This window comes from Psychrobacter nivimaris (assembly GCF_009812035.1).
Taxonomy (GTDB): Bacteria; Pseudomonadota; Gammaproteobacteria; order Pseudomonadales; family Moraxellaceae; genus Psychrobacter; species Psychrobacter nivimaris.
The window spans coordinates 99,786-120,343 of the sequence record NZ_VZIZ01000019.1 but is presented as its reverse complement, the minus strand read 5'-3'; the positions used below and the strand labels follow the sequence as shown (position 1 = coordinate 120,343).

Here is a 20,558-nt window from a genome sequence, read left to right as displayed (position 1 = left end):
GATAAAATAGTCAATTTTTAGTAAGGTGAGCAGGCAGATAGAGTCGTTGCCGAATAGGTCGCGCGTGCGCTATCAGAGATTTATTTAATAATACTCATTTCACAGTGGCTTTACTATGAAAACCGAAACTATGACATCCCAAGCGATAACCCCGATGATACAAGATAAAGACTCTCAACCGATGACTTTTCAAGATTTAATCTTAACTTTGCAAAATTATTGGGCCGATAAAGGCTGCGTTGTATTACAGCCCTACGACATGGAAGTCGGTGCAGGTACTTTTCATACCGCGACGTTTTTGCGCTCGTTAGGTCCTGAGCGTTGGAATGCGGCTTATGTACAGCCATCACGTCGTCCTACTGACGGGCGCTATGGTGATAACCCGAACCGCCTGCAGCATTATTATCAGTTCCAAGTCGTGCTAAAGCCAAATCCACCGAACATCCAAGAGCTGTATTTGGACTCACTACGAGCCATTGGTATTGATCCATTGGTGCATGACGTGCGCTTTGTAGAAGACAACTGGGAATCGCCAACGCTTGGTGCGTGGGGACTTGGTTGGGAGATTTGGCTAAACGGTATGGAAGTCACGCAGTTCACGTACTTCCAGCAAGTCGGTGGTATCGAGTGCTTCCCAGTCACTGGCGAAATCACTTACGGACTTGAGCGTTTGGCCATGTATGTACAGGGCGTTGATAGCGTTTATGATTTGGTCTGGGCAGATGGTGAGTTTGGCCGTGTCACTTATGGCGATGTTTTTCATCAAAACGAAGTCGAGCAGTCTACCTACAACTTTGAGCACGCTGATGTGCCGATGATGGGCGAGATGTTTGATTTTTATGAGCAACAAGCCGACAAATTGGTCGATGCAGGATTACCATTGCCAGCTTATGAGATGGTGTTAAAAGCATCTCACGCGTTTAACTTACTTGATGCACGCGGCGCTATTTCAGTGACTGAGCGTCAGCGTTTTATCCTGCGTGTGCGTACGCTTGCTCGTAAGGTTGCCTTTGGTTATGTCGAAGCTCGTGCCAAATTGGGCTTCCCGTTGGCTGATGAAGAACATCGCCAAGCCGCGCTTGATAAGTATTTGCCAAAAGAAGATGTGTCAAAGGACAGCTTAGCAGCAGACGGCATAACAAAAGAAACTACTGACACTAACCAATCTACTAACGATAAATAGGAGCATCCCATGAGTACTATTCTATTTGAACTGGGGTGTGAAGAGCTACCTCCAAAGAGCCTAAAACCATTACGTGATGCGCTACAAGCCAGTGTTACCGAGCAATTGACGGCAGCAGATATTACCTTTGATAGCATCAAAGCCTTTGCTGCTCCGCGCCGTTTGGCAATTCAGATTCAAGGTATTAGCGATAAGCAGCCTGATCGTACTGAGCAAAAACGCGGACCAGCGATTAAAGCGGCGTTCGATGCAGAGGGCAACCCAACGCGTGCGGCCATGGGTTTTGCCAAAGGTTTGGGTATTGAAGCCAGCGAGCTTACGACGATTAATACCGACAAAGGTGACTATGTCGGTTTTGAGCAGACTATCCGTGGCCAAGCGACCACTGAGTTACTGCCTGCTATTTTTCAGACCGCGCTAGATAATTTGCCGATAGCCAAACGTATGCGTTCAGGCGATAGCCGTAACGAGTTTGTGCGTCCAGTACAGTGGGCGGTATTGATGCAGGATGATACTGTCATTGATGCCACTATCCAAGGTCATCAGACTGGTACACAAACACGTGGTCATCGCTTCCACAGCCCTGATTATCACAATATTGCTCATGCTAATGATTATGAAGAATTACTAAATGGTCTAAAAGTAGTAGCAGATTTTGATAAGCGTCAAATGCTGATCAAAAACCAAGTTAAAGCTTTGGCAGATGAAGTTAATTCTGATGCCATCGTACCGCAGGATTTGTTGGACGAAGTCACCGCATTGGTCGATTTTCCAATTGCGCTACGCGCAAGCTTTGAAGCGCGCTTTTTACAAGTACCGCAAGAAGCGCTTATCTCGACCATGCAAGCGGATCAAAAGTATTTTTGCTTGACGGATAAGACTGGCAAATTGCAGCCGTATTTCATTTTTATTACCAATATTGAATCAAAAGATCCTAACCAGATTATTGAAGGTAATGAAAAAGTCGTGCGTCCACGTTTGGCTGATGCAGAGTTTTTCTTTTTACAAGATCAAAAGCAGCCGTTGTTTGCACTCACAGAAAGCCTAAAAAATCGCGTATTCCAAGATAAATTGGGTACGATTTGGGAGAAGTCTGAGCGTATAGCCAAGCTAGCTGCATTCATCGCCACGTTGATGCAGCAGCAGGGTCACGATATCAATGTCGATGAAACCGTACGTGCAGGTATTTTGTCTAAAGCGGATTTGGCCAGCTCGCTCGTCGGCGAGTACCCTGAATTACAAGGTATTGCAGGTACTTATTATGCGCGTCTAAATGATGAGCCTGAAGCGGTCGCAGCCAGTTTAGAAGAGCAGTATCTGCCGAAATTCAGTGGCGATGTATTACCACAGACACCGATTGGCATTTGCTTAGCCTTAGCGGATCGTTTGGATACATTGGTTGGTATTTTTGCGATTGATCAAGCACCGACGGGTTCAAAGGATCCGTTTAGCTTACGTCGTTCTGCTATTGGCATCTTGCGTATTTTAATCGAAAAGCAGTTATCGATTAATTTGGTAGCACTTGTCGAAGAAGCTATTAAAAACTATGGCAGACAGAACGCAACAAAGCTTATCAATGAAGAAAAGACTATGGATTTGAGTATTAGCGATACTTTTACCCAAGTCATGGCATTCCTAAACTCGCGCTACCGTGCGATGTATACAGAGCAGGGCGTTAGCGTCGATACGATTCAAGCAGTGCAAGCGATTAACCCACATATGCCGCTTGATTTTGATCAGCGTATCCGTGCAGTGCAAGCATTTAGCGAGCTATCACAAGCGTCGATGTTGGCTGATTCAAACAAACGTGTTGCTAATATATTGGCCAAGTCAGAAGTGAGCGTGGCTGATACAGTCGATGAGGCACTACTGTCTGAACCTGCTGAGCAAAACTTATATGCAAATGTGCAGCAAGCACAGACAGTGGTACAACCATTGCTGGAGCAAGCGGACTATACCCAAGTATTGCAAACGCTGGCTAGCTTAGATGAGCCGCTGACCCAGTTCTTTGATCAAGTAATGGTCAACAGTGAAGATGCTGCGCTTAAAAACAATCGCTTGGCATTGCTAAAGCAGGTTCGTGCCTTGTTCTTGACGGTAGCTGATATCAGTGAGCTACAGCTGTAACCCTGCTAAAACCTGATAGTTACTTTAACCTGATTGTTGTTTTAAATTGACGGTTACTTTTGATAAAAAACCTGGCTTATCATGGCCAGGTTTTTTGTTATGAAGTTGACTGGTTTACTCATACAGTTATCCGTTAGATATAACCAGTCAATTAGTGCAATCAGCAATTAAACGGTAAAAGCATTGTATTATCGCTATTATTGACGGTAAAATTTATGCTATCAAAACGTATTAAATAATCTTATTTAGTAGATTTCGTTATTTCTCGCGTTTACCCTTAATCGAAGGAGCACTGCTGTGTTTGCTGTTATTATTGTCATCCTTATTATTTGGGCTTCAATGTGGGCTTTTTATAAGTTTATGTACCCGCGCGCACCTAAAAGTATGATGCCAAAAGAAGGAGATGTGACCACACCGCGTCAGTGTAATTTTTGTGGCAACAGCTTGGCTGAATATCGCGGTGTACTCGAAACCAAACCAAGTACAGCTACCGATGGCAATATTGAAGCGAACCAAGAGTTATTCTTTTGCAATTATGAGCATCAAGCAGACTTTCATGCAGGCAAGACCTACACGCCTTATACATAAATAGATAAATGATTGACCAAAAAAAGCGCCTAACTTTATTAACTAGGCGCTTATATGTTTAATACAATACGATGCATCTACAGAATAGAATGAGCATCCTTCATAATTTTATTGAGCAATGCCTCAGACTGTTTGTCTTTCTGCAAACGATCTTCATCACTTCTTTGATTGGCATGGATTTTTTCATATAGGTTTAAGCAGCACAGTACCAGTATGCTTTCTTGACTTAGGCTTGGCGCATCTCTTTTTAGATCGAGCGCATAGTTGTTGATATATGAAACCGCTGACAGTAGCTCTTCTTGCTCATGTACTGGACAAAAGATTGGATAAGTAACCCCAGCAATCGCAATATCAACTTTTTTAATTTGTGGTTCTGGCGCTTTAGGTGTTTTGGTATTAGATTGTGCCATGGCGCTTGATATATTTGATGCTGCTGGTGTCGTTTTTTGCGCTGGTACTGGCGCGCTTGTTACTGGCACACTTGGCGCTTGAGTATTTTTTAGTTGTTTTTCTATCGATTTGCTTTGGTCATCGGTCATGATAAATCCTACAATGTCTGGTCAGTGAAATGAGTGATATCAGATTTTACAAATAGCATTTGGCAGTTGAATAAGCAGTACGTCTTTGCTATCTGTTACAAGTAAACGTTAGCCTTCTGCTTGATCGATACGAGTTAGGCGCTGTAATACGACTTGCGTACGCTCGGCTGCCAATTGGTTCTTCTTTTGCAGCTCACTGTTTTGTTGTTTGATATCGCTATACTGCTGCTTTAGCTCGTTATTGTGTTGTTGCAGCTCACTGTTTTGTTGTTGTAATTGGCTGATCTGTTTTTGCAGTTTGTCTTGTTCTTCACCGATCATATGGTGCGCTTCTGCAAGACTTTGATAGCGCTTGTCGAGATCGTTCAGTTGTTTTTTGGCACCGTCACGTTCGTTATGACTGTTATCTAATTTGGTTTTTAGAGCGGCAAATTCTTTTGAATCAGTAACAGGGTGTTGTTTTAAGCTGCTAAGTTCAGCACTGACAAGCTGATACTGTTTTTTGATGTCGAGTACCATTTTTTCTAATATTCTAAGTTGATCATACATAGTCAGTTTTTATCCTTAACAAGTAAGCGTGAATGAATTTTGTTCGCTGCATTTAATAATGCCATAGGTGACCGCATAATATCTATATCAACAAAGTAATTACAAGCATCAGGCTTTGTCTTTTCACTTTTATTTATCGATGATTTGTCCATGACATTTTATCGCGACTATTTTTATTTTATGAGCAGTAATCAATTACTAGGACATCTATTATGAATGATAATATCTCTGGCTGGAATACTTGGCTGACTGCGTTTGATGATTGGACTGACGTGTCTATCAGCGAAGTGCATGGCATGATGACAGGGCTTATGACGGCTTGTAATGCGCCTGATGAAGCAACTTGGGCTAAGGTGTTTGAGGAGCTCAGCTTTGCCCCATTACCAGAGCCTGCATTGACCTTGCTGACAGAAGAAGCGGAAGACATTGTGTTTCAGCTAAAAGACAAAGATGATGCCTACGCGTATATGCCGCTCATCCCAGATGATGAACATGATTTATACGAGCGCGTGATGGCGTTGAAACAGTGGGCAAACGGTTTTATGACCGGTTTTGGTATTACCGATTGTGGTTTGACCAGTGAAGAAAACGAGATGCTATCTGATTTGGCTAAGATTGGCGCAATTCGTCTCGAAGATGATGAAGATTTTGAAGGCGGCGAAGAGTCTTATCTTTATATCTATGAATTTGCTCGTATGGTACCCGTAAGCTTTGCCACGCGTAAACGCAAGGCTGTCAAAGATATCGCGCTCATCGCTGGTTTGTCTATCGATGCCAAAACAACCAAAGAGCTACAGGCAGAAGGCAAGCTACCAAAACCAATGCCGCCAGTGGTTGATGTGATGAATCATAACAATCCATCGTAAGGCAGCTCTGACACATCATAGTTCTGAAAATTGTAGTAAGGATATTTTATGATCCAAAATAATAGTAGTAATAGCGACAACGTCAGTAATAGCGATAACGTTAGCAGTAGCAGCGATGTCCAGCTGAAAAGTGTCGAGCATCCTACTCAGAGTCTCGATTGGCTAACACGTCTTATCGCCTTTGATACGGTCAGTCGCCACTCTAATTTGGCTTTGATTAATGATGTAAAGTCTTATTGTGAGCAGTTGGGTTTGACGGTAGATTTGACCTTTAATGAAGCTGAGACTAAAGCTAACTTGTTTGTGACCGTACCAGCTGGTGAAAACGCTGATATTATTAATAACGGTCTGGTCTTATCAGGCCATACCGACGTTGTACCTGTCGATGGACAAGCGTGGTCTTCAGAGCCGTTTACGGCGACGATACGTGGTGATAAGCTATATGGTCGCGGTGCGTGTGATATGAAGGGCTTTATCGCTTGTGCGCTAACGGTATTGCCGCAAGCCGTGCAGTTATCGAACAGTGGTCAGCTACGTCGTCCATTGCATTTGGCATTGTCGTTCGATGAAGAGGTTGGCTGTTTGGGTGCGCCATTGATTTTGGCAGACCTAAAAGCACGCGGTATCACGCCTGATTATTGTATCGTCGGTGAGCCGACCAATATGGCTATGGTGGTTGCACACAAAGGCATCGCAGTTTATCGTTGCCGTGTACATGGCAAGTCGGCGCATTCTTCATTAATTGCACAAGGTGTCAATGCTATTAGCTACGCTAGCAGATTGGTCGGCTATGTAGATACGCTTGCTGAAGAGCTGAGCGCTCGTGATGACACTTTAGAAGACGGGGATGCATTATTTACAGTGCCTTATTCGACATTGTCAGTAGGTACCATACATGGTGGTACAGCGACCAACATCGTACCCAACCTATGCGAGTTTACTTTTGACTATCGTAACCTGCCGCACATGACGCAAGACGATATACTAGCGCCTATTCAGGTAAAAATCGCTGAGCTAAATGCGCAAATGCAAGCGCGCGCGCCAGAAACTGGCATTGAGCTGATGCAAGAAGAAAGCGTCCCAGCAATGACAGATGACGATAGTGCTGAGTTGCAATCACTAATCGCTGCGCTGACAGGAGATGATGAGCGTCATAAAGTGGCTTACGCGACTGAAGGCGGTCAGTTTACCAATGCAGGTATCCCAACGATTATCTGCGGCCCTGGTAGTATTGAACAGGCGCACAAAGCGGATGAGTATGTGGAGCTTAGCGAAATTGAACGCTGTGATGCGTTTTTAAAGAAGCTATTAGATAGCTGTACGACTCAGCCGTCCACGTAGTCATAATTCTTCAGAAGGATGCGTATCGTTCCTTTGAGAATTTTTTCGAGACTTTTTTGACATATAGGTATAAGTGACACCGTCTGAATGGCGGTGTTTATTTTTTAGTCGCATATTTAAGTCGTATAGCCTTTCATATTAGAACCATTTACACATGACAAAGTAGGGGTGGATTGATGTCTTGGCATCTGTTTGCAGTGTTTTTCGCAAGTACGTTTTTTATCTCAGCGACCCCTGGTCCTAATATGTTGCTGGCATTTCAGTATGGCATGAACTATGGCGTCAAACGAACCTTATGGACGCTGGCAGGTCTGAGCCTTGGCTTGTTTGTATTACTGCTATCGACACTGCTTGGATTGGATGTAATCAGTCGTCAGTCACCGTGGCTACTGACAATCATTAAAGCCGTAGGTGCAGTATACTTAATCTATTTGGGTATCAGCTCTTGGCGCGATGCTGGCGACAGTAGCTTGATGAGCGATGCTAAAGAGTTGAGTGCCGAGGTAGCAGCAGACTATGCTGCCACTGACGGCGTACCTAGTACACCGCAGCCGCGTTCGCTTTCTAGTGCTGCTACTAAAATAGCGCCGAGCAACATGACCTTGTTTCGTACTGGTGTTTGGGTGTCATTATCTAATCCGAAAGCTATCTTGTTCTTTGCGGCATTTTTCCCTAAATTTATCAATTTTAGCGCGCCACTATGGCCACAATATGTCCTACTGACCATCGGCTTGTTTTTGAGTGAAACGATTTGGCAAATCGTATATACGCTAGGTGGCAAAAAGCTAGCAAGTTGGCTCGATGTGGGTAATCGCTTAGCGTGGCTCAATCGTGGTTGTGGGGTGATATTTATAATTATCGCTACCGCCTTATTGGCTGAAGTGATAAATAGTTTTATGGTATAAAAACTACCGATAAGATTTCAAATTAAAGTGATTAACTAAACACACGTTTATTAAATTATTTTCTATACAAGCCAAATTAATTATTGACTTTAATTTTTAAATCGTTATTATTGGCTCATTGATTTATATGGCTTGTTTTTCATAAGCGATAAATCGTTTCAATTAATCTGCTATTGTCGCCCTGACATTAGCCACAACCTATGGAGGAATCATCGTGTCCTATATAACTACCAAGACGTTTTTAAAGATTAAATGTGTAAACCACATGACAGCAATGACACCTTCGAAAAGGTTTGGCTAAATTTTTATATAAGCTATTGAGTGATATCCCATCTATCGATATCAACGAATAGCTTTCTGTATCTACTTGCGCTATCTCTTTTCTAAGTGTACTGTGCCAAATTTGCTCTGCGATTGCGCTAAGCCATATTACGCATGCTGTTATCTGTTTGCCTAACATTTTTCTTTACCGTTATTGCTAATAAAGCGACTCAGGCTATGATTTAGCTAAAGCTTTTCTATGCGTATAATATTTACGCTGTGGCCGACGGTTCTGATCTATATTATCTTTCTTTAAAATGTCTATAATAAATTAACCATGAATTCTTATTAATTTTTTAATTAATAAGAATACGGTTTTTCATTGCCTAGATTTTATAATTTATTAATTTCATTTCTTATTAAACGTTTCGTTTAATTGAGATAGATAAGTAATATAGTCAATCCAAAATAAAAGAAGTACAACCCATATTATGAAATAGTTTAGGTAGATTATTCTCCATCCAACCTTGGCGTAAAAACTTCACTTGAGCCCACTTTTTCTCGATGGGATTTAAGTCAGGACTATAAGGAGGTAAGAATAATAGCCTGTGACCATGCCTGTTAAGCAGCTTTTGAACGCGCTTATGAAAGGCTGCATTATCCATAACGATTACGCATTTAGTTTTAAGGCTTGGAATGAGCCTGTATTTGCACCAGTCATAGAATATATCGCCATTGATGTTTTTCTCAAAGTAATCAAGCGCAAAAAGCATCTTTTCATACAGAGCACCGATGACATTGGTACGTTTTTTAGCTTGCCAATTGTAGCTATCAATACAAGGTTTACCTATCGGTGCATAGCCATAAGGACGAATAGTTTCAGCCTCAAAGCCACTCTCATCCATATAGACAACGGGATAGCCTTGCTGCTTAAAATGATCAAGCTTATTCTTATATACCGCTCTTTTTATTGAACACGCTTTTGGATGTGCTAAGGTCTTTTTTTTGGCTGATATTTAATCTTTTTAAGGCATAGCCAATACCTGATTTACTACAGTTTAAACGACGAGCTCGCTCATATAGATAGTCATCTGGGTATTGATTAACGTCTTGTAGAAGAGCTTCATTGGGTATACTGCTTGGCGTTTTGACTCTGGTCGTTTGGATGCTTGGGTCTATAAGCCAGCGCTGTAGTGTACTCTTGCTGATATTATAAAAAATACAGGCCTGACGGATGCTCATGTCTTTTTGCTCAATGTTTTTGATAACTTGTGCTCGAAAATCTGCTGAGTAGGTCATCTTTTATATTTCTCTTTGCTTGGTTTAAAAGCATTGTACCTTTTCTATTTTGGACTGACTATATCTAAAAATTGTAAAAACTGGTAATGATAAAAAATGTATGGCTTTAAAAATAAAAAAAGTGGAAGAAATAAATAATGAGCATTCAATTAGTATTAAATAAAAATAGTAAACATGGCGTACCTGTCAAGATTTACACCTCTGATATCGAGCAAGGTGCGATGCAGCAGTTACGCAATTTAGCCCAGCTAGAGTTTGTACACTCGCATATTGCAGTGATGCCCGATGTGCACGTTGGCAAAGGCGCGACAGTCGGTAGCGTGATTCCGACCAAGTCAGCCATCATTCCTGCCGCAGTTGGGGTAGACATTGGCTGCGGTATGAACGCAGTACGTTTGTCCCTAACGGCGAGCGATCTGCCTGATAGCTTACGGTCGTTACGATCGATCGTTGAACAACAAGTGCCAGTCGGCTTCAACATGCACAAGCAAATCCAAGCGAAGAACTCCACACTTGATCCATTAGGCAAACGCCTAAAGCCAATTACCGATAAGCATCCGGGCTTGCTCAAAATGCTTAAAGGTTTTGAGCGTACTTGGGCGAAGCAGTTAGGAACACTCGGCGGTGGCAATCATTTCATTGAGCTGTGCTTGGATGAGAACAATGATGTCTGGGTCATGCTGCATTCTGGCAGTCGCGGCATCGGTAATTGTATCGGTCAGTACTTTATTAACCTTGCCAAAAAAGAACGTCAATCGCGCTTCGGTCATGTGCCAGATCAAGATTTGTCTTACTTTGCCGAAGGGTCTGATAGTTTTGCTGATTATGTCGAAGCAGTGGGCTGGGCGCAGGACTACGCGTTAGAGAACCGCCGCGAGATGATGCGTTTGGTGATTAAGTCCTTGCAGTCGCCACAAGCGGGATTACCACGATTTCAGCTGACCAAAGAAGCCATCAATTGTCATCATAATTATGTCAATGAAGAGGTGCATTTCGGTGAGCAAGTCTATGTGACGCGTAAAGGTGCGATCAGTGCTTATGCAGGTGAGCTTGGTATTATTCCAGGCTCTATGGGCGCAAAGTCTTTTATCGTACGTGGTCTAGGCGCGGCAGAGTCGTTTTGTTCTTGCTCACATGGGGCAGGACGACAGATGAGCCGTGGTAAAGCTATGCGAGCGTTCACTATCGATGAGCTAAAAGCGCAGACGGATGGCGTCGAGTGTCGTAAAGATAAAGGCGTAATCGATGAAATACCCGGAGCGTATAAAGACATCGATGAAGTGATGGCCAATCAAACGGATTTGGTTGAGGTGGTGCATACGCTGAAGCAGGTCATGTGTATTAAAGGCTAACGAGTAAAACCAAGCGGGCCACGACGGTGTCAATCGAGCTAAATGTACTAAGTGTACTATTTGCGCTCGATTTCCTAATCGTGGTCTCACTATGGGGTCACTCGAATATATAAAATAGATTTAGATAGATTAAAATATAGGTAACAATATGAGCTTAAAACAAACCTTAAAAAAGGCCAAACAGATTGAACGACAGTTAGAGCAGCAGGCTGAGGCTAGTGCGCAACACTCGCTAGGCACAGTCAAGCCGCGCAACTATTTGGCATTGGATCCACTATTAAGAAAAGGTGGTATTCACGAAAAGGAAGATATCGATATCGTCCGAAAAAAACGTCGCCGCGAGACCAAGCAACAGTTACGGAAGACGGATTGGTTATCAGAGTAATGATGATTAATATTCACGCACAAAAAAGCCGTTCGCTATTATAGTGAGCGGCTTTTTTATTCAAGCTTATAACTTAACCATTGTTATCTTAACCACTATGCCAATACTTCGATTAGCTCACCTTTTACCATGTGCGGGCTGACGAAATCAGTAATACGTACGCTCACAAGTTTACCCAACAGTTCATCCATTTTCTCAACATCATGAGGGAACATAACGGTACGAGTGTTATCTGCCGTACCGATTAAGCAATCAGGATGACGGTTGGCAACTTGTTCAACCAAGACGCGAGTCGTAGTGCCGACCATCTCATGCGTTTTGGCAAGCGTTGAGTCAATGATGACTTTCTGGAATTCAGCCAAGCGAGCTTTTTTGGTGGTGAAGCTTACATCATCTGGCAACTCAGCGGCTGGCGTGCCTGGGCGCTTAGAGTAGATAAAGCTGTAAGAATGATCGAAGTTCAACTCTTTTGCCAAGTTTAAGGTATCTTGGAAGTCTTGATCGGTCTCACCAGGGAAGCCAATAATAAAGTCGCTTGACAAGTGAATATCTGGACGAATGGCTTTTAGCTTATTAATCTGATTGATGTAAACGTCGATTGTATGGTTGCGCTTCATCGCCGCTAAGATAGCATTTGAGCCACTTTGAACCGGTAGATGTAAGTGCGATACTAGCTCTGGCAATTGTGCATAGGCATCAATGATGTCATCAGTGAACTCTAGCGGATGGCTGGTCGTATAGCGAATACGCTCAACACCGTCGACATGCGAGACATAGTGCAATAGTTCAGCGAAACGGCAAATACTGCCATCGTCTTTTTCGCCGCGATAGCCGTTGACGTTTTGACCCAATAAGTTGATTTCACGGATACCTTGAGCGGCAAGGCTGTCAATCTCTGCCAATACGTCATCAAGTGGACGGGATAACTCTTCGCCGCGAGTATAAGGTACCACGCAGAATGAGCAATATTTTGAGCAGCCTTCCATGATAGAGACAAAGGCTTTATAGCCTTCTACTCTTGGCTCGGGTAAGAAATCAAACTTTTCGATACTCGGGAAGGATACATCAATTGTACCAATACGATTTTTAGGCGCAATTTCACGTTGTTCGTTTGATTGATCATACAGCTCTGGCAGGCGATGCAAGGTTTGCGGGCCAAATACCATATCGACGTAAGGCGCACGTTTTTGAATGTTGTCGCCTTCTTGTGATGCCACACAACCACCAACGCCAATGACGAGGTCAGGGCGTTTTTCTTTTAGCTTGCGCCAGCGACCCAATTCTGAAAAGACTTTCTCTTGCGCTTTTTCGCGGATAGAGCAGGTGTTCATCAGTAGTACATCGGCCTCATCGATATCATGAGTCACTTCCATACCATGCGAATCGCCTAGCACGTCTAGCATTTTGCCAGAGTCATAGACATTCATCTGGCAGCCTTGAGTCGTGACAAAGACCTTTTTTGTCGCTGCTTTTTCGACGGGTGCTTGGGCTGAACTTGCTTCTTTGAGTGCAGTGACAGCACGTGCGGTGACAGTCGTCTCAGCAACAGCATCGTCATCGATGCGGGGATTGAATACAGTAACACTCATAAGGATAAGTCCATGATTGACCAAAAATATAGCGGAGTAGCCGATTAACAGGTGGCGTATTTTATCACAACCCTGTGCCAATGTGAAAAATTAGCACGAGCGATAGCTCCTCAATATGATAAATAATTCATAGCAGTATCAATTATTTACTGCCGTTCATATTACTATTCATAAAAACTGCGGCTCGTTATCACTTCTATGTTACACCGTGCTGTCCTATTTATTAACAAAAGGTAAAGGAGATAGTTGAAAGTACAATGAGTATAGTATGATGATTGCTATACCCTTGGCGGTACTTAGCGAACCGTTATTCACATATTTGTAGAGATATCATAAAGAGAGTCAGTATGACAAAGTTGCGTGTTGCGCATAGCATCAAGGATGAAGAGTCTATCAGTCAAAAACACGCGTCAAAGCGAATCACAGTAGGTACGCTGCGGCTGAGCGCGTTGAGCGTGGCAACAGCGGTAAGTGCCCTTGGCGTGTCACAAGTCGCTTGTGCCGAGTTGACGTGGGGCGATGAGGAAAGCTACCAACAAGAAAGTAACTATCAACAAGATTATCAGCAAGACAGTAGTATTGACTCATTTATGGCAGCCGCTATCGCCGCAGATCGCGGTGATGTAAGTGCGCTCTATAACTATGAGCAAGTCATGAGTGGCGGCTTGTTTGCGATGTATCCGACCTATTGGCGTATGAATCTAGATCTCAATTCACAGAGTTCAGCGGCCGTCTCGCAGTTTGTGCGTCAGTATCCAGACACGGTTATGGCTGAGAAATTAGTGGCTGATTTTGCAGAGACCAAAGCAGGGTCGAATGATTATGCCTCGGTTAGACAGGTAGCCAATTTGATTACCAATGCGGATGCCAGTGAGCGCTGTGCCGTTGCGCTTGGGTTTAATAATGGCGGTGATACTATGCGTGCCATGGCAGCCAAATCTGATGTTTGGCTAACCACTAAAAAGCAACCAGCATTGTGCGATCAGCTAGCGATGGAGATGAACAACAACGCGCTGATTAGTAATCAAGATCGTGCGGCTCGTCTCAAGCGTATGCTACGTAAAGGCAAGACAGGCGATATTATGGCATTGTCCTCACGCCTTGGTACGCCAATTGCTTATTCGGCGCTCAGTGAAATTCAGCTAAATCCGTCTTCTTTCTTTAGCCGTTTTGGTCGTGAGCCTGCTAGCCAAACCAATCAATACCTATATATGTATGCAATCGGCCGTATGGCTGACAAGTCTTATCGTGAGGCGGCGCTACAGTTAGACTTTGATATCAAGCAGGACAATCAGCGCTCCGTTAGATTATTAAATGACGAAACACGACGCTATGCTTATCGTACGCTTGGCGTACAGCGTATGAATCACAACACTGACGACGGCTTTAACGCTGAAGCAGTCGATTGGTTCCGCAACAGTTTGGACAATGACTTTAATTTTGAAGAAGCTGAAGATTATGCTATGGCAGCGATTCGCTTCGGTCGTTGGGATGATGTGGTAGAAGCTATCTCAAAAATGGATGGCGAAACGCAAAAAGAAGCCCAGTGGCAGTATTGGCTAGCTCGTGCGTATGAGCAGTCAAGCGATAGTAGCAAGCGCAATACGTCTAAAAAAATGTATCAGAACTTAGCAAAAAGTAATGACTACTATGGCCTGATGGCAAAAGACAAAATAGGGCAGCGTTTCGATGCTAGCCGTTTAGGCGGTAGTAATTTGCCTAATGTCAGTACCGCTGATCGCGCGCGCGTCATGCAAGATGCCAACTTTGCCCGTGCGTTTGCGTTATACAACTCTGAAGCTAGTCGTGCTTATGCCAATCGCGAGTGGAACTGGGCGGTGAAGCAAGCTCGTGATAATCGTGATGACAATTTAATTATTGCCGCTGCTCGTCAAGCCTATGATATGGGCTGGCTCGATCGAGCGATTTATGCGGTTGATAATACTGATAGAGTGGATAGCTTAGCACTTTCGCATCCGATGCCGCATCAAAGCGCAGTCGTACGTTATAGTGAATCAGCAGGTATTGATCCAGCATGGGCGTACGGTATTATGCGTCAAGAAAGTCGTTTCGTATCTTCTGCGCGCTCAAACGTAGGCGCGAGTGGACTGATGCAAGTCATGCCTGATACCGCAAAATATATCGCTCGTAACCTAGGCGAGACTTATAGTGCGAGCCGTGCTAACAGCGGTGATACCAATATCCGCTATGGTACGTGGTATATGGGTGATATCTTGGGCAAACTCAATTATCAGCCAGTATTGGCAACCGCAGGCTATAACGCTGGTCCTAATAACGCCAAACGCTGGCAGCCAGTTTATGGCTCACTGGCCGCAGATCAATATGTAGAGTCGATTGCATTTCCTGAGACACGTAACTATGTCAAACACGTAATGGAAAACGCCACTATCTATAGCAGTCTGTTGGGTCGTGGTCAGCCGATTACTCAGCGTATGGGTACGGTGCCAGCTGGATTTTAATCACTGAACTTGCATTTGATAAACCACTAATGATTTATTGTTAGTGGTTTATTTTTATCTGCTAATTTGCTTTGTCAATTGATCAACTCTGATTTGCTCAGGCAGCACTCATCTAGCTAAGACAAATTTTACAGTCTTTATCTTTCAGTGCTTTATCAACATTTATCGAGATTCCTGACGATGTCGTCAACGTTTACGTTTTTGCTATAGATTAAAAAAAACGTTTTGTTACCATTGCCTTAATGGGAAACCCTATTTTTCAGTCTTGTTCTTAGGTCAATGCGTGTTTTATGTATCGCGTCTAATGATTTAAGTTATAGCCTATGTCTTATCATTGCTAACTAACTGCCTTCAGTCCTATGATCAAAAAATATTTTAGTCTGTCTACGTCGCCAAAAACCAAATATTCGTTATCTAATCGGATATGCTTTTTATCGAAGGCAAATACAAAGACAGATACAAACCTGAGCAACAAGGCTGCTAACTCTATGATGCGATTGCGTGCAGAGTTGGCTAGCAAACACCGTGTAGGTAGTATTAAAGCAACGATGAGCTTCGGCGCTTTACTGCTTATACAAGGTGTTGTACTGCTACCAGCACAGGCGGCTAACACGGTTAAGACTGGTCAGCGCGTATTGATGATTGAGATGACCCCAGCATTATGTAATATGCAGCCAACGCGGGCACGTATGCGTCAGTGTTTAGAAGGATACTCGTTAACCGTATCTGGTCTAGATATGGGATATGGCGAACGCTGCGGTCGTGGTAGTGAGCCACGCCTTACCCCGCTACAACTAAAAGTCGTCAACCGCATCATGCCTGACACAACGGTACGTAGCCAAACGTGGCAACGTTATGGAGCTTGTAGTCCGCTTAGCGCCAGCAGTTACTTTCGACAGATTACTAACTATGCAGGTGGATTAAAACTACCGAACGAGTTAAATACGGGTAATAGTTATACCGTTTCCAAATCACGTTTTATCAGTCAAATGACCCGTCTCAATAGTGGTATGTCTTCCAATAGCGTGGACCTCATCTGTCAAGAAGGTAGCCGTCGCCAATCGATACTTACTGATATACATGTGTGTTATGAAGGTAGTGACTTTGGTACTTGTCATGACGTTGTAGACAGCTGTGGCAGTAAATTTATCATTTCAGGTGGACGATAGTCTTTACTTAGTTACCTGCTTAAACTTCCTTTTCGATACCGTTTTTCATTTCACTTAATCGAATTTGATGGTGCACATTGCCTATTTTGACCATTATATCTACGTATAACACAGTGAAAATATGCTTTAGTTATCATGTGCTAAAGCCATCTAGCGCTTTATCTATAAGCGCTTAGCCTCTATAGAACTCCTCTCGTATAAAATGTAACAATATAATCCCTGACGGGTCTATGACTGTATCTAGACGGTCACTGCGATGAAATGCTACACTAGCTCTCGGTTTATACATGCTGCTATGCGGCAAACAAGTCGATATCTAAAATGATAATCGTTCATTAGAATTATCTAATAATTAATTAGGGAGTATTCAATGTCAATGAAACAGCCTTTACGTGTTGCCGTCACTGGTGCCGCTGGTAATATCAGCTACGCGATGCTATTTCGTATTGCATCTGGCGAGATGCTAGGTAAAGATCAGCCAGTTATTTTGCAATTACTTGAAATTACGCCAGCTCTTGACGCCCTAAAGGGTGTGGTCATGGAACTAGAAGACTGTGCATTCCCATTGTTGGCTGGTATTGTCCAAACTGACGATGCTAATGTCGCATTCAAAGATATCGATTATGCTTTACTGGTTGGTGCACGTCCTCGTGGCCCAGGTATGGAGCGTAAAGATTTGCTAGAAGCCAACGCTGCGATTTTCTCAGCACAAGGTAAAGCATTGAACGAAGTCGCTAGCCGTGATGTAAAAGTATTGGTAGTCGGTAACCCTGCCAACACCAATGCACTTATCGCTCAACGTAACGCACCAGATCTTGATCCACGCAACTTCACTGCAATGACTCGTCTAGACCACAACCGTGCTATGGCACAGTTGGCTGGTAAGACTGACAGCACTGTAAATGACGTGAAAAAAATGATCATCTGGGGCAACCATTCGTCAACTCAGTATCCAGATCTAACCGCTTGTACAGTAAACGGCAAGCCTGCGCTAGATTTAGTTGATCGCGAATGGTACGAAGCTACTTATATCCCAGAAGTACAACAGCGCGGTGCTGCGATCATTAAAGCTCGCGGTGCATCATCTGCGGCTTCTGCTGCCAACGCTGCTATCGCACACATGCGTACGTGGGCATTAGGTACTGATGAAAACGATTGGGTATCTATGGGCGTTTACTCAAACGGCGAATACGGTATTGCTGAAGGTTTGATCTACTCATTCCCATGCACATGCACTAACGGCGACTGGTCTATCGTAGACGGCGTTGATGTATCATCAGATTTCTCGAAAGAGAAAATGGCTGCCACTGAGCAAGAGCTTAGTGAAGAGCGTGATGCAGTAGCACATTTACTACCGTAAATCTAAGCTGCTATCCAGTAAGCTATGATTTAAGTAGTAAAGATAAGTAGTAAAAAAAGCCCTCTGAAATATGAGGGCTTTTTTTATGTCTATAAGAAATAGGCAAATGAGAGCAATTTAGCTTACTGTCTTAAATGGATAAAAGCAGTTTACCGTTAATACAATTGATAACGTTAGATAAACGTTGATTAACAGCTATTAAAATAAAGCTTGCTACAATGAATATGTCAATTTGAATAACAAGCACATTAAACAATAAGTACGATCATATTCGTATCATTTAAGGAGAAAGTTATGTTGGGTGAACCAGAATACAGTATGAATGAATTATTTGCTCAGTTAGGCCTAGACAGCTCTGATGAAGCAATCGATAATTTTATCGCAGAAAACCAACTAGCTAGCGAAGAAAAACTGACAGAGGCTAGCATTTGGACAGATAATCAGCGTATGTTCCTGCAAGAAGAATGGCAAAAAGATGCCGCATGGGTAGAAACCATTGATGAGTTAAATGTTCGTTTGCATCCTGACGCATAAAGACTTATAGACATAAAAAACCCCGCGATAGTCTTAATAACGCGGGGTTTTTTTATGTCTGGAGTAACACTGAATTTTAAATTTGCTTGTCGCGCCACTCAAGTAAGTCTGCGACGTCTTGATGAATACCGGCTTTTAATGCTTCTAATCCATCATAGCGACGCTCACCATGCAAGAAGTGTAGGAAACGTACGTGTAAGTTCAGTCCGTATAAATCAGCTTGCAACTGTGGAAAGTGGACTTCTAGTCGCCAGTCATCACCTTTATCAACAGAAGGTCTTTTGCCAATATTAGCCGTGCCGAACACACTATGTGGACGCAAGCCGGCAACACCTGTATGACCGTCGGTGGCAAGCGCAGTCAAACCATCAGCGATCACATTACCATTGTCATCTAAGCTCACCACATCGACTGCAAAAATACCATACAGGGCAGGCTTTATACGTTGCAAATCGATATTTGCGGTAGGGAAGTCTATCGTACGACCTATCTGATCGCCGCGCACAACCACTCCAGTGATTGCATAGTCACGACCAAGTAACCTGTTGGCTGCTTGAAGATCACCTGCTAATAGTAAATCACGAACACGAGTAGAGCTGATACGGGCAGCGTCGTTATCGGTCGTATCAACATTGTCGCTATCAGTATTATCGTTATTAGTATTGCTATCAGTGACCGTATGCAGGTTGGTCACATCCAAACCATAACCACGCAAAAACTGACTGTCGCCAGTACGATCATGGCCAAAGCGAAAGTCATCGCCCAGCACCAATGCTTTGACGTTCAAACGCTTGGCTAATATATCGGCAAATGCTTGTGCTGATAGCGAGCGAAACTCTGTATCAAAACCTGCTACGATCAATGTTTCAACGCCATATTCTGCCAGCAGTGCTTGTTTTTCTGCCAGATTGGTCAAACGTGCAGGCGCTTTAGCAGGTGCAAAAAACTCGCGTGGCTGCGGCTCAAATATCATGACCGCCGCACCCAAGTTTTGGGTATGCGCAATTTCACGAACCTGGGCTAACATGGCTTGGTGACCAAGGTGCACACCGTCGAAATTACCAATAGTGAGCACGCAAGATGCCAACTCTACTGGGACAGTGTCCGTAGATGAAGCGTGTGGCGACGAAATCAGTTGCTCAAGAAAATAGGTTTTCATAAGTTTTCAGCTATGATGAGACCAAATAAAAAACGAAAAAACACATCTATGCTTAAAATTGATGTGTCTAAAACCAGCCATTATAAAGTAAAATAGCCACACTAACATCCTAAGTCTACCTGTAATGCAAGTAATGCAAGTAATGCAAGTAATGCAAGTATGGCACGTAGGGTAGCTATTCTTTATTGCCAATGATGCTAATACCAATCCTAACAACAATCCCGACAACGATGGAGATCTTATGTCTGCTGCTGCCTTAAATACTATACCAACTGACCTATCGACATATCAGCTTACCGATCAGTTCGTTGTGCAGCGTGCAAATAAAGAAGATTTAGCAGAAGTTTTAGCCATTTATAATCAAAGCATACCGGGCAAACAAGCAACAGCCAATCTTGCATTGGTTACGCTAGAGGAGCGTGCCGCTTGGTTTGAGGAGCATTTGGATAGCGCAACCAGACCGATATATGTGGTTAAAGCACTACCATCAGATGATGTAGATCAAAACAAGGCACCGATAGTCGCATGGGGTAGTTTTAGTGATTTGTACGCACGTACGGCCTATAATATCAGTACCGAGATTAGCATCTATCTACATCAAGATTATCAGGGTAAAGGATTAGGCAGTTTGCTGACCCGTTGGATGTTGACGCAAGCACCAAGCCTAGGTATTCGAAATATTATCGCCCTTGTCTTTGCTCATAACCATCCAAGCTTGGGGCTATTCCGTAAGCTTGGCTTTGAACAATGGGGTTATATGCCCGAAGTTTGCGATATGGAAGGGTTTATCGCTGATGTTGTGATGCTTGGTAAATCAGTGACATCAGACGATATTTTAGATAAAGCGTCTGAAACAATTTAACTTAAAACGC

Annotated in this window: 19 protein-coding genes; 13 read left to right on the top strand and 6 right to left on the bottom strand. The window is 43.3% G+C overall.

Going from position 1 to position 20,558, the window contains the following annotated elements; genetic code table 11:
- Positions 1 to 181: 181 nt before the first annotated feature.
- The 3 genes from glyQ (at position 182) to FQV37_RS08655 (ending at position 3,898) form a co-directional block, all read left to right on the top strand.
- Positions 182 to 1,183, top strand: a complete 1,002-nt coding sequence (gene glyQ / locus FQV37_RS08665) for a glycine--tRNA ligase subunit alpha (RefSeq protein ID WP_160022458.1) — start codon at positions 182 to 184, stop codon at positions 1,181 to 1,183.
- 9 nt (positions 1,184 to 1,192) lie between these two features.
- The gene (gene glyS / locus FQV37_RS08660) at positions 1,193 to 3,310 is read left to right on the top strand and encodes a glycine--tRNA ligase subunit beta (protein WP_160022369.1); all 2,118 of its coding nucleotides are present in this window, start codon (positions 1,193 to 1,195) and stop codon (positions 3,308 to 3,310) included.
- Positions 3,311 to 3,607: 297 nt separating this feature from the next.
- Complete coding sequence (locus tag FQV37_RS08655) at positions 3,608 to 3,898, top strand: hypothetical protein (RefSeq protein WP_227526580.1); 291 nt, start codon at positions 3,608 to 3,610, stop codon at positions 3,896 to 3,898.
- Between the two features lie 77 nt (positions 3,899 to 3,975).
- Here the strand turns inward: FQV37_RS08655 and FQV37_RS08650 are convergent, their stop codons facing one another.
- Both FQV37_RS08650 and FQV37_RS08645 read right to left on the bottom strand, forming a co-directional pair.
- A complete protein-coding gene (locus FQV37_RS08650; RefSeq protein ID WP_102091863.1) occupies positions 3,976 to 4,437 on the bottom strand; it encodes a cell division protein ZapA in 462 nt (153 codons plus the stop codon).
- Positions 4,438 to 4,545: 108 nt separating this feature from the next.
- Positions 4,546 to 4,986, bottom strand: coding sequence for a hypothetical protein (locus FQV37_RS08645; protein WP_057761479.1), 441 nt, complete (start codon positions 4,984 to 4,986; stop codon positions 4,546 to 4,548).
- A 212-nt stretch (positions 4,987 to 5,198) separates the two neighbouring features.
- Here FQV37_RS08645 and FQV37_RS08640 point away from each other — a divergent pair, with 212 nt between their 5' ends.
- The 3 genes from FQV37_RS08640 to FQV37_RS08630 all read left to right on the top strand — a co-directional run bounded on the left by FQV37_RS08640 (position 5,199) and on the right by FQV37_RS08630 (position 8,098).
- The gene (locus FQV37_RS08640; protein WP_057761477.1) at positions 5,199 to 5,852 is read left to right on the top strand and encodes a UPF0149 family protein; all 654 of its coding nucleotides are present in this window, start codon (positions 5,199 to 5,201) and stop codon (positions 5,850 to 5,852) included.
- 48 nt (positions 5,853 to 5,900) lie between these two features.
- Positions 5,901 to 7,193 carry an acetylornithine deacetylase gene (argE, locus tag FQV37_RS08635; protein WP_240990991.1) on the top strand — a complete coding sequence of 431 codons (1,293 nt, stop codon included), beginning with the start codon at positions 5,901 to 5,903 and terminating at the stop codon, positions 7,191 to 7,193.
- Positions 7,194 to 7,369: 176 nt separating this feature from the next.
- Positions 7,370 to 8,098 carry a LysE family translocator gene (locus FQV37_RS08630; RefSeq protein ID WP_160022367.1) on the top strand — a complete coding sequence of 243 codons (729 nt, stop codon included), beginning with the start codon at positions 7,370 to 7,372 and terminating at the stop codon, positions 8,096 to 8,098.
- Between the two features lie 719 nt (positions 8,099 to 8,817).
- Here FQV37_RS08630 and FQV37_RS08625 read toward each other — a convergent pair.
- Positions 8,818 to 9,330, bottom strand: a complete 513-nt coding sequence (locus FQV37_RS08625; RefSeq protein ID WP_240990993.1) for an IS630 family transposase — start codon at positions 9,328 to 9,330, stop codon at positions 8,818 to 8,820.
- Positions 9,311 to 9,658 (bottom strand): IS630 transposase-related protein, encoded by a 348-nt coding sequence (locus FQV37_RS08620; RefSeq protein ID WP_101204407.1) that lies wholly within the window; start codon positions 9,656 to 9,658, stop codon positions 9,311 to 9,313. Before FQV37_RS08620 ends, FQV37_RS08625 begins: the two co-directional genes overlap by 20 nt.
- 137 nt (positions 9,659 to 9,795) lie before the next feature.
- Here FQV37_RS08620 and FQV37_RS08615 point away from each other — a divergent pair, with 137 nt between their 5' ends.
- On the top strand, positions 9,796 to 11,010 hold the full coding sequence (locus tag FQV37_RS08615) for an RtcB family protein (RefSeq protein ID WP_160022365.1): 1,215 nt from the start codon (positions 9,796 to 9,798) through the stop codon (positions 11,008 to 11,010).
- 148 nt (positions 11,011 to 11,158) lie between these two features.
- Positions 11,159 to 11,395 (top strand): hypothetical protein, encoded by a 237-nt coding sequence (locus FQV37_RS08610; protein WP_240990990.1) that lies wholly within the window; start codon positions 11,159 to 11,161, stop codon positions 11,393 to 11,395.
- 95 nt (positions 11,396 to 11,490) lie between these two features.
- Here FQV37_RS08610 and miaB read toward each other — a convergent pair whose 3' ends face one another.
- A complete protein-coding gene (gene miaB / locus FQV37_RS08605; protein WP_160022363.1) occupies positions 11,491 to 12,984 on the bottom strand; it encodes a tRNA (N6-isopentenyl adenosine(37)-C2)-methylthiotransferase MiaB in 1,494 nt (497 codons plus the stop codon).
- A 347-nt stretch (positions 12,985 to 13,331) separates the two neighbouring features.
- On the opposite strand from miaB, the gene FQV37_RS08600 reads away from it, so the two are divergent.
- The 4 genes from FQV37_RS08600 (at position 13,332) to FQV37_RS08585 (ending at position 18,527) form a co-directional block, all read left to right on the top strand.
- Positions 13,332 to 15,464 carry a lytic transglycosylase domain-containing protein gene (locus tag FQV37_RS08600; protein ID WP_160022361.1) on the top strand — a complete coding sequence of 711 codons (2,133 nt, stop codon included), beginning with the start codon at positions 13,332 to 13,334 and terminating at the stop codon, positions 15,462 to 15,464.
- 488 nt (positions 15,465 to 15,952) lie between these two features.
- Positions 15,953 to 16,633, top strand: a complete 681-nt coding sequence (locus tag FQV37_RS14400) for a T2 family ribonuclease (protein WP_240990989.1) — start codon at positions 15,953 to 15,955, stop codon at positions 16,631 to 16,633.
- Between the two features lie 370 nt (positions 16,634 to 17,003).
- Entirely contained in the window at positions 17,004 to 17,993 is a 990-nt protein-coding gene (locus FQV37_RS08590; RefSeq protein WP_179797575.1) for a malate dehydrogenase, read from the top strand.
- A gap of 294 nt (positions 17,994 to 18,287) precedes the next feature.
- Positions 18,288 to 18,527, top strand: a complete 240-nt coding sequence (locus FQV37_RS08585) for a DUF2789 domain-containing protein (protein ID WP_160022359.1) — start codon at positions 18,288 to 18,290, stop codon at positions 18,525 to 18,527.
- Between the two features lie 76 nt (positions 18,528 to 18,603).
- Here the strand turns inward: FQV37_RS08585 and ribF are convergent, their stop codons facing one another.
- The gene (gene ribF / locus FQV37_RS08580; RefSeq protein ID WP_160022357.1) at positions 18,604 to 19,686 is read right to left on the bottom strand and encodes a riboflavin biosynthesis protein RibF; all 1,083 of its coding nucleotides are present in this window, start codon (positions 19,684 to 19,686) and stop codon (positions 18,604 to 18,606) included.
- A gap of 241 nt (positions 19,687 to 19,927) precedes the next feature.
- On the opposite strand from ribF, the gene FQV37_RS08575 reads away from it, so the two are divergent.
- A complete protein-coding gene (locus tag FQV37_RS08575) occupies positions 19,928 to 20,548 on the top strand; it encodes a GNAT family N-acetyltransferase (protein WP_160022355.1) in 621 nt (206 codons plus the stop codon).
- Positions 20,549 to 20,558 lie beyond the last annotated feature (10 nt).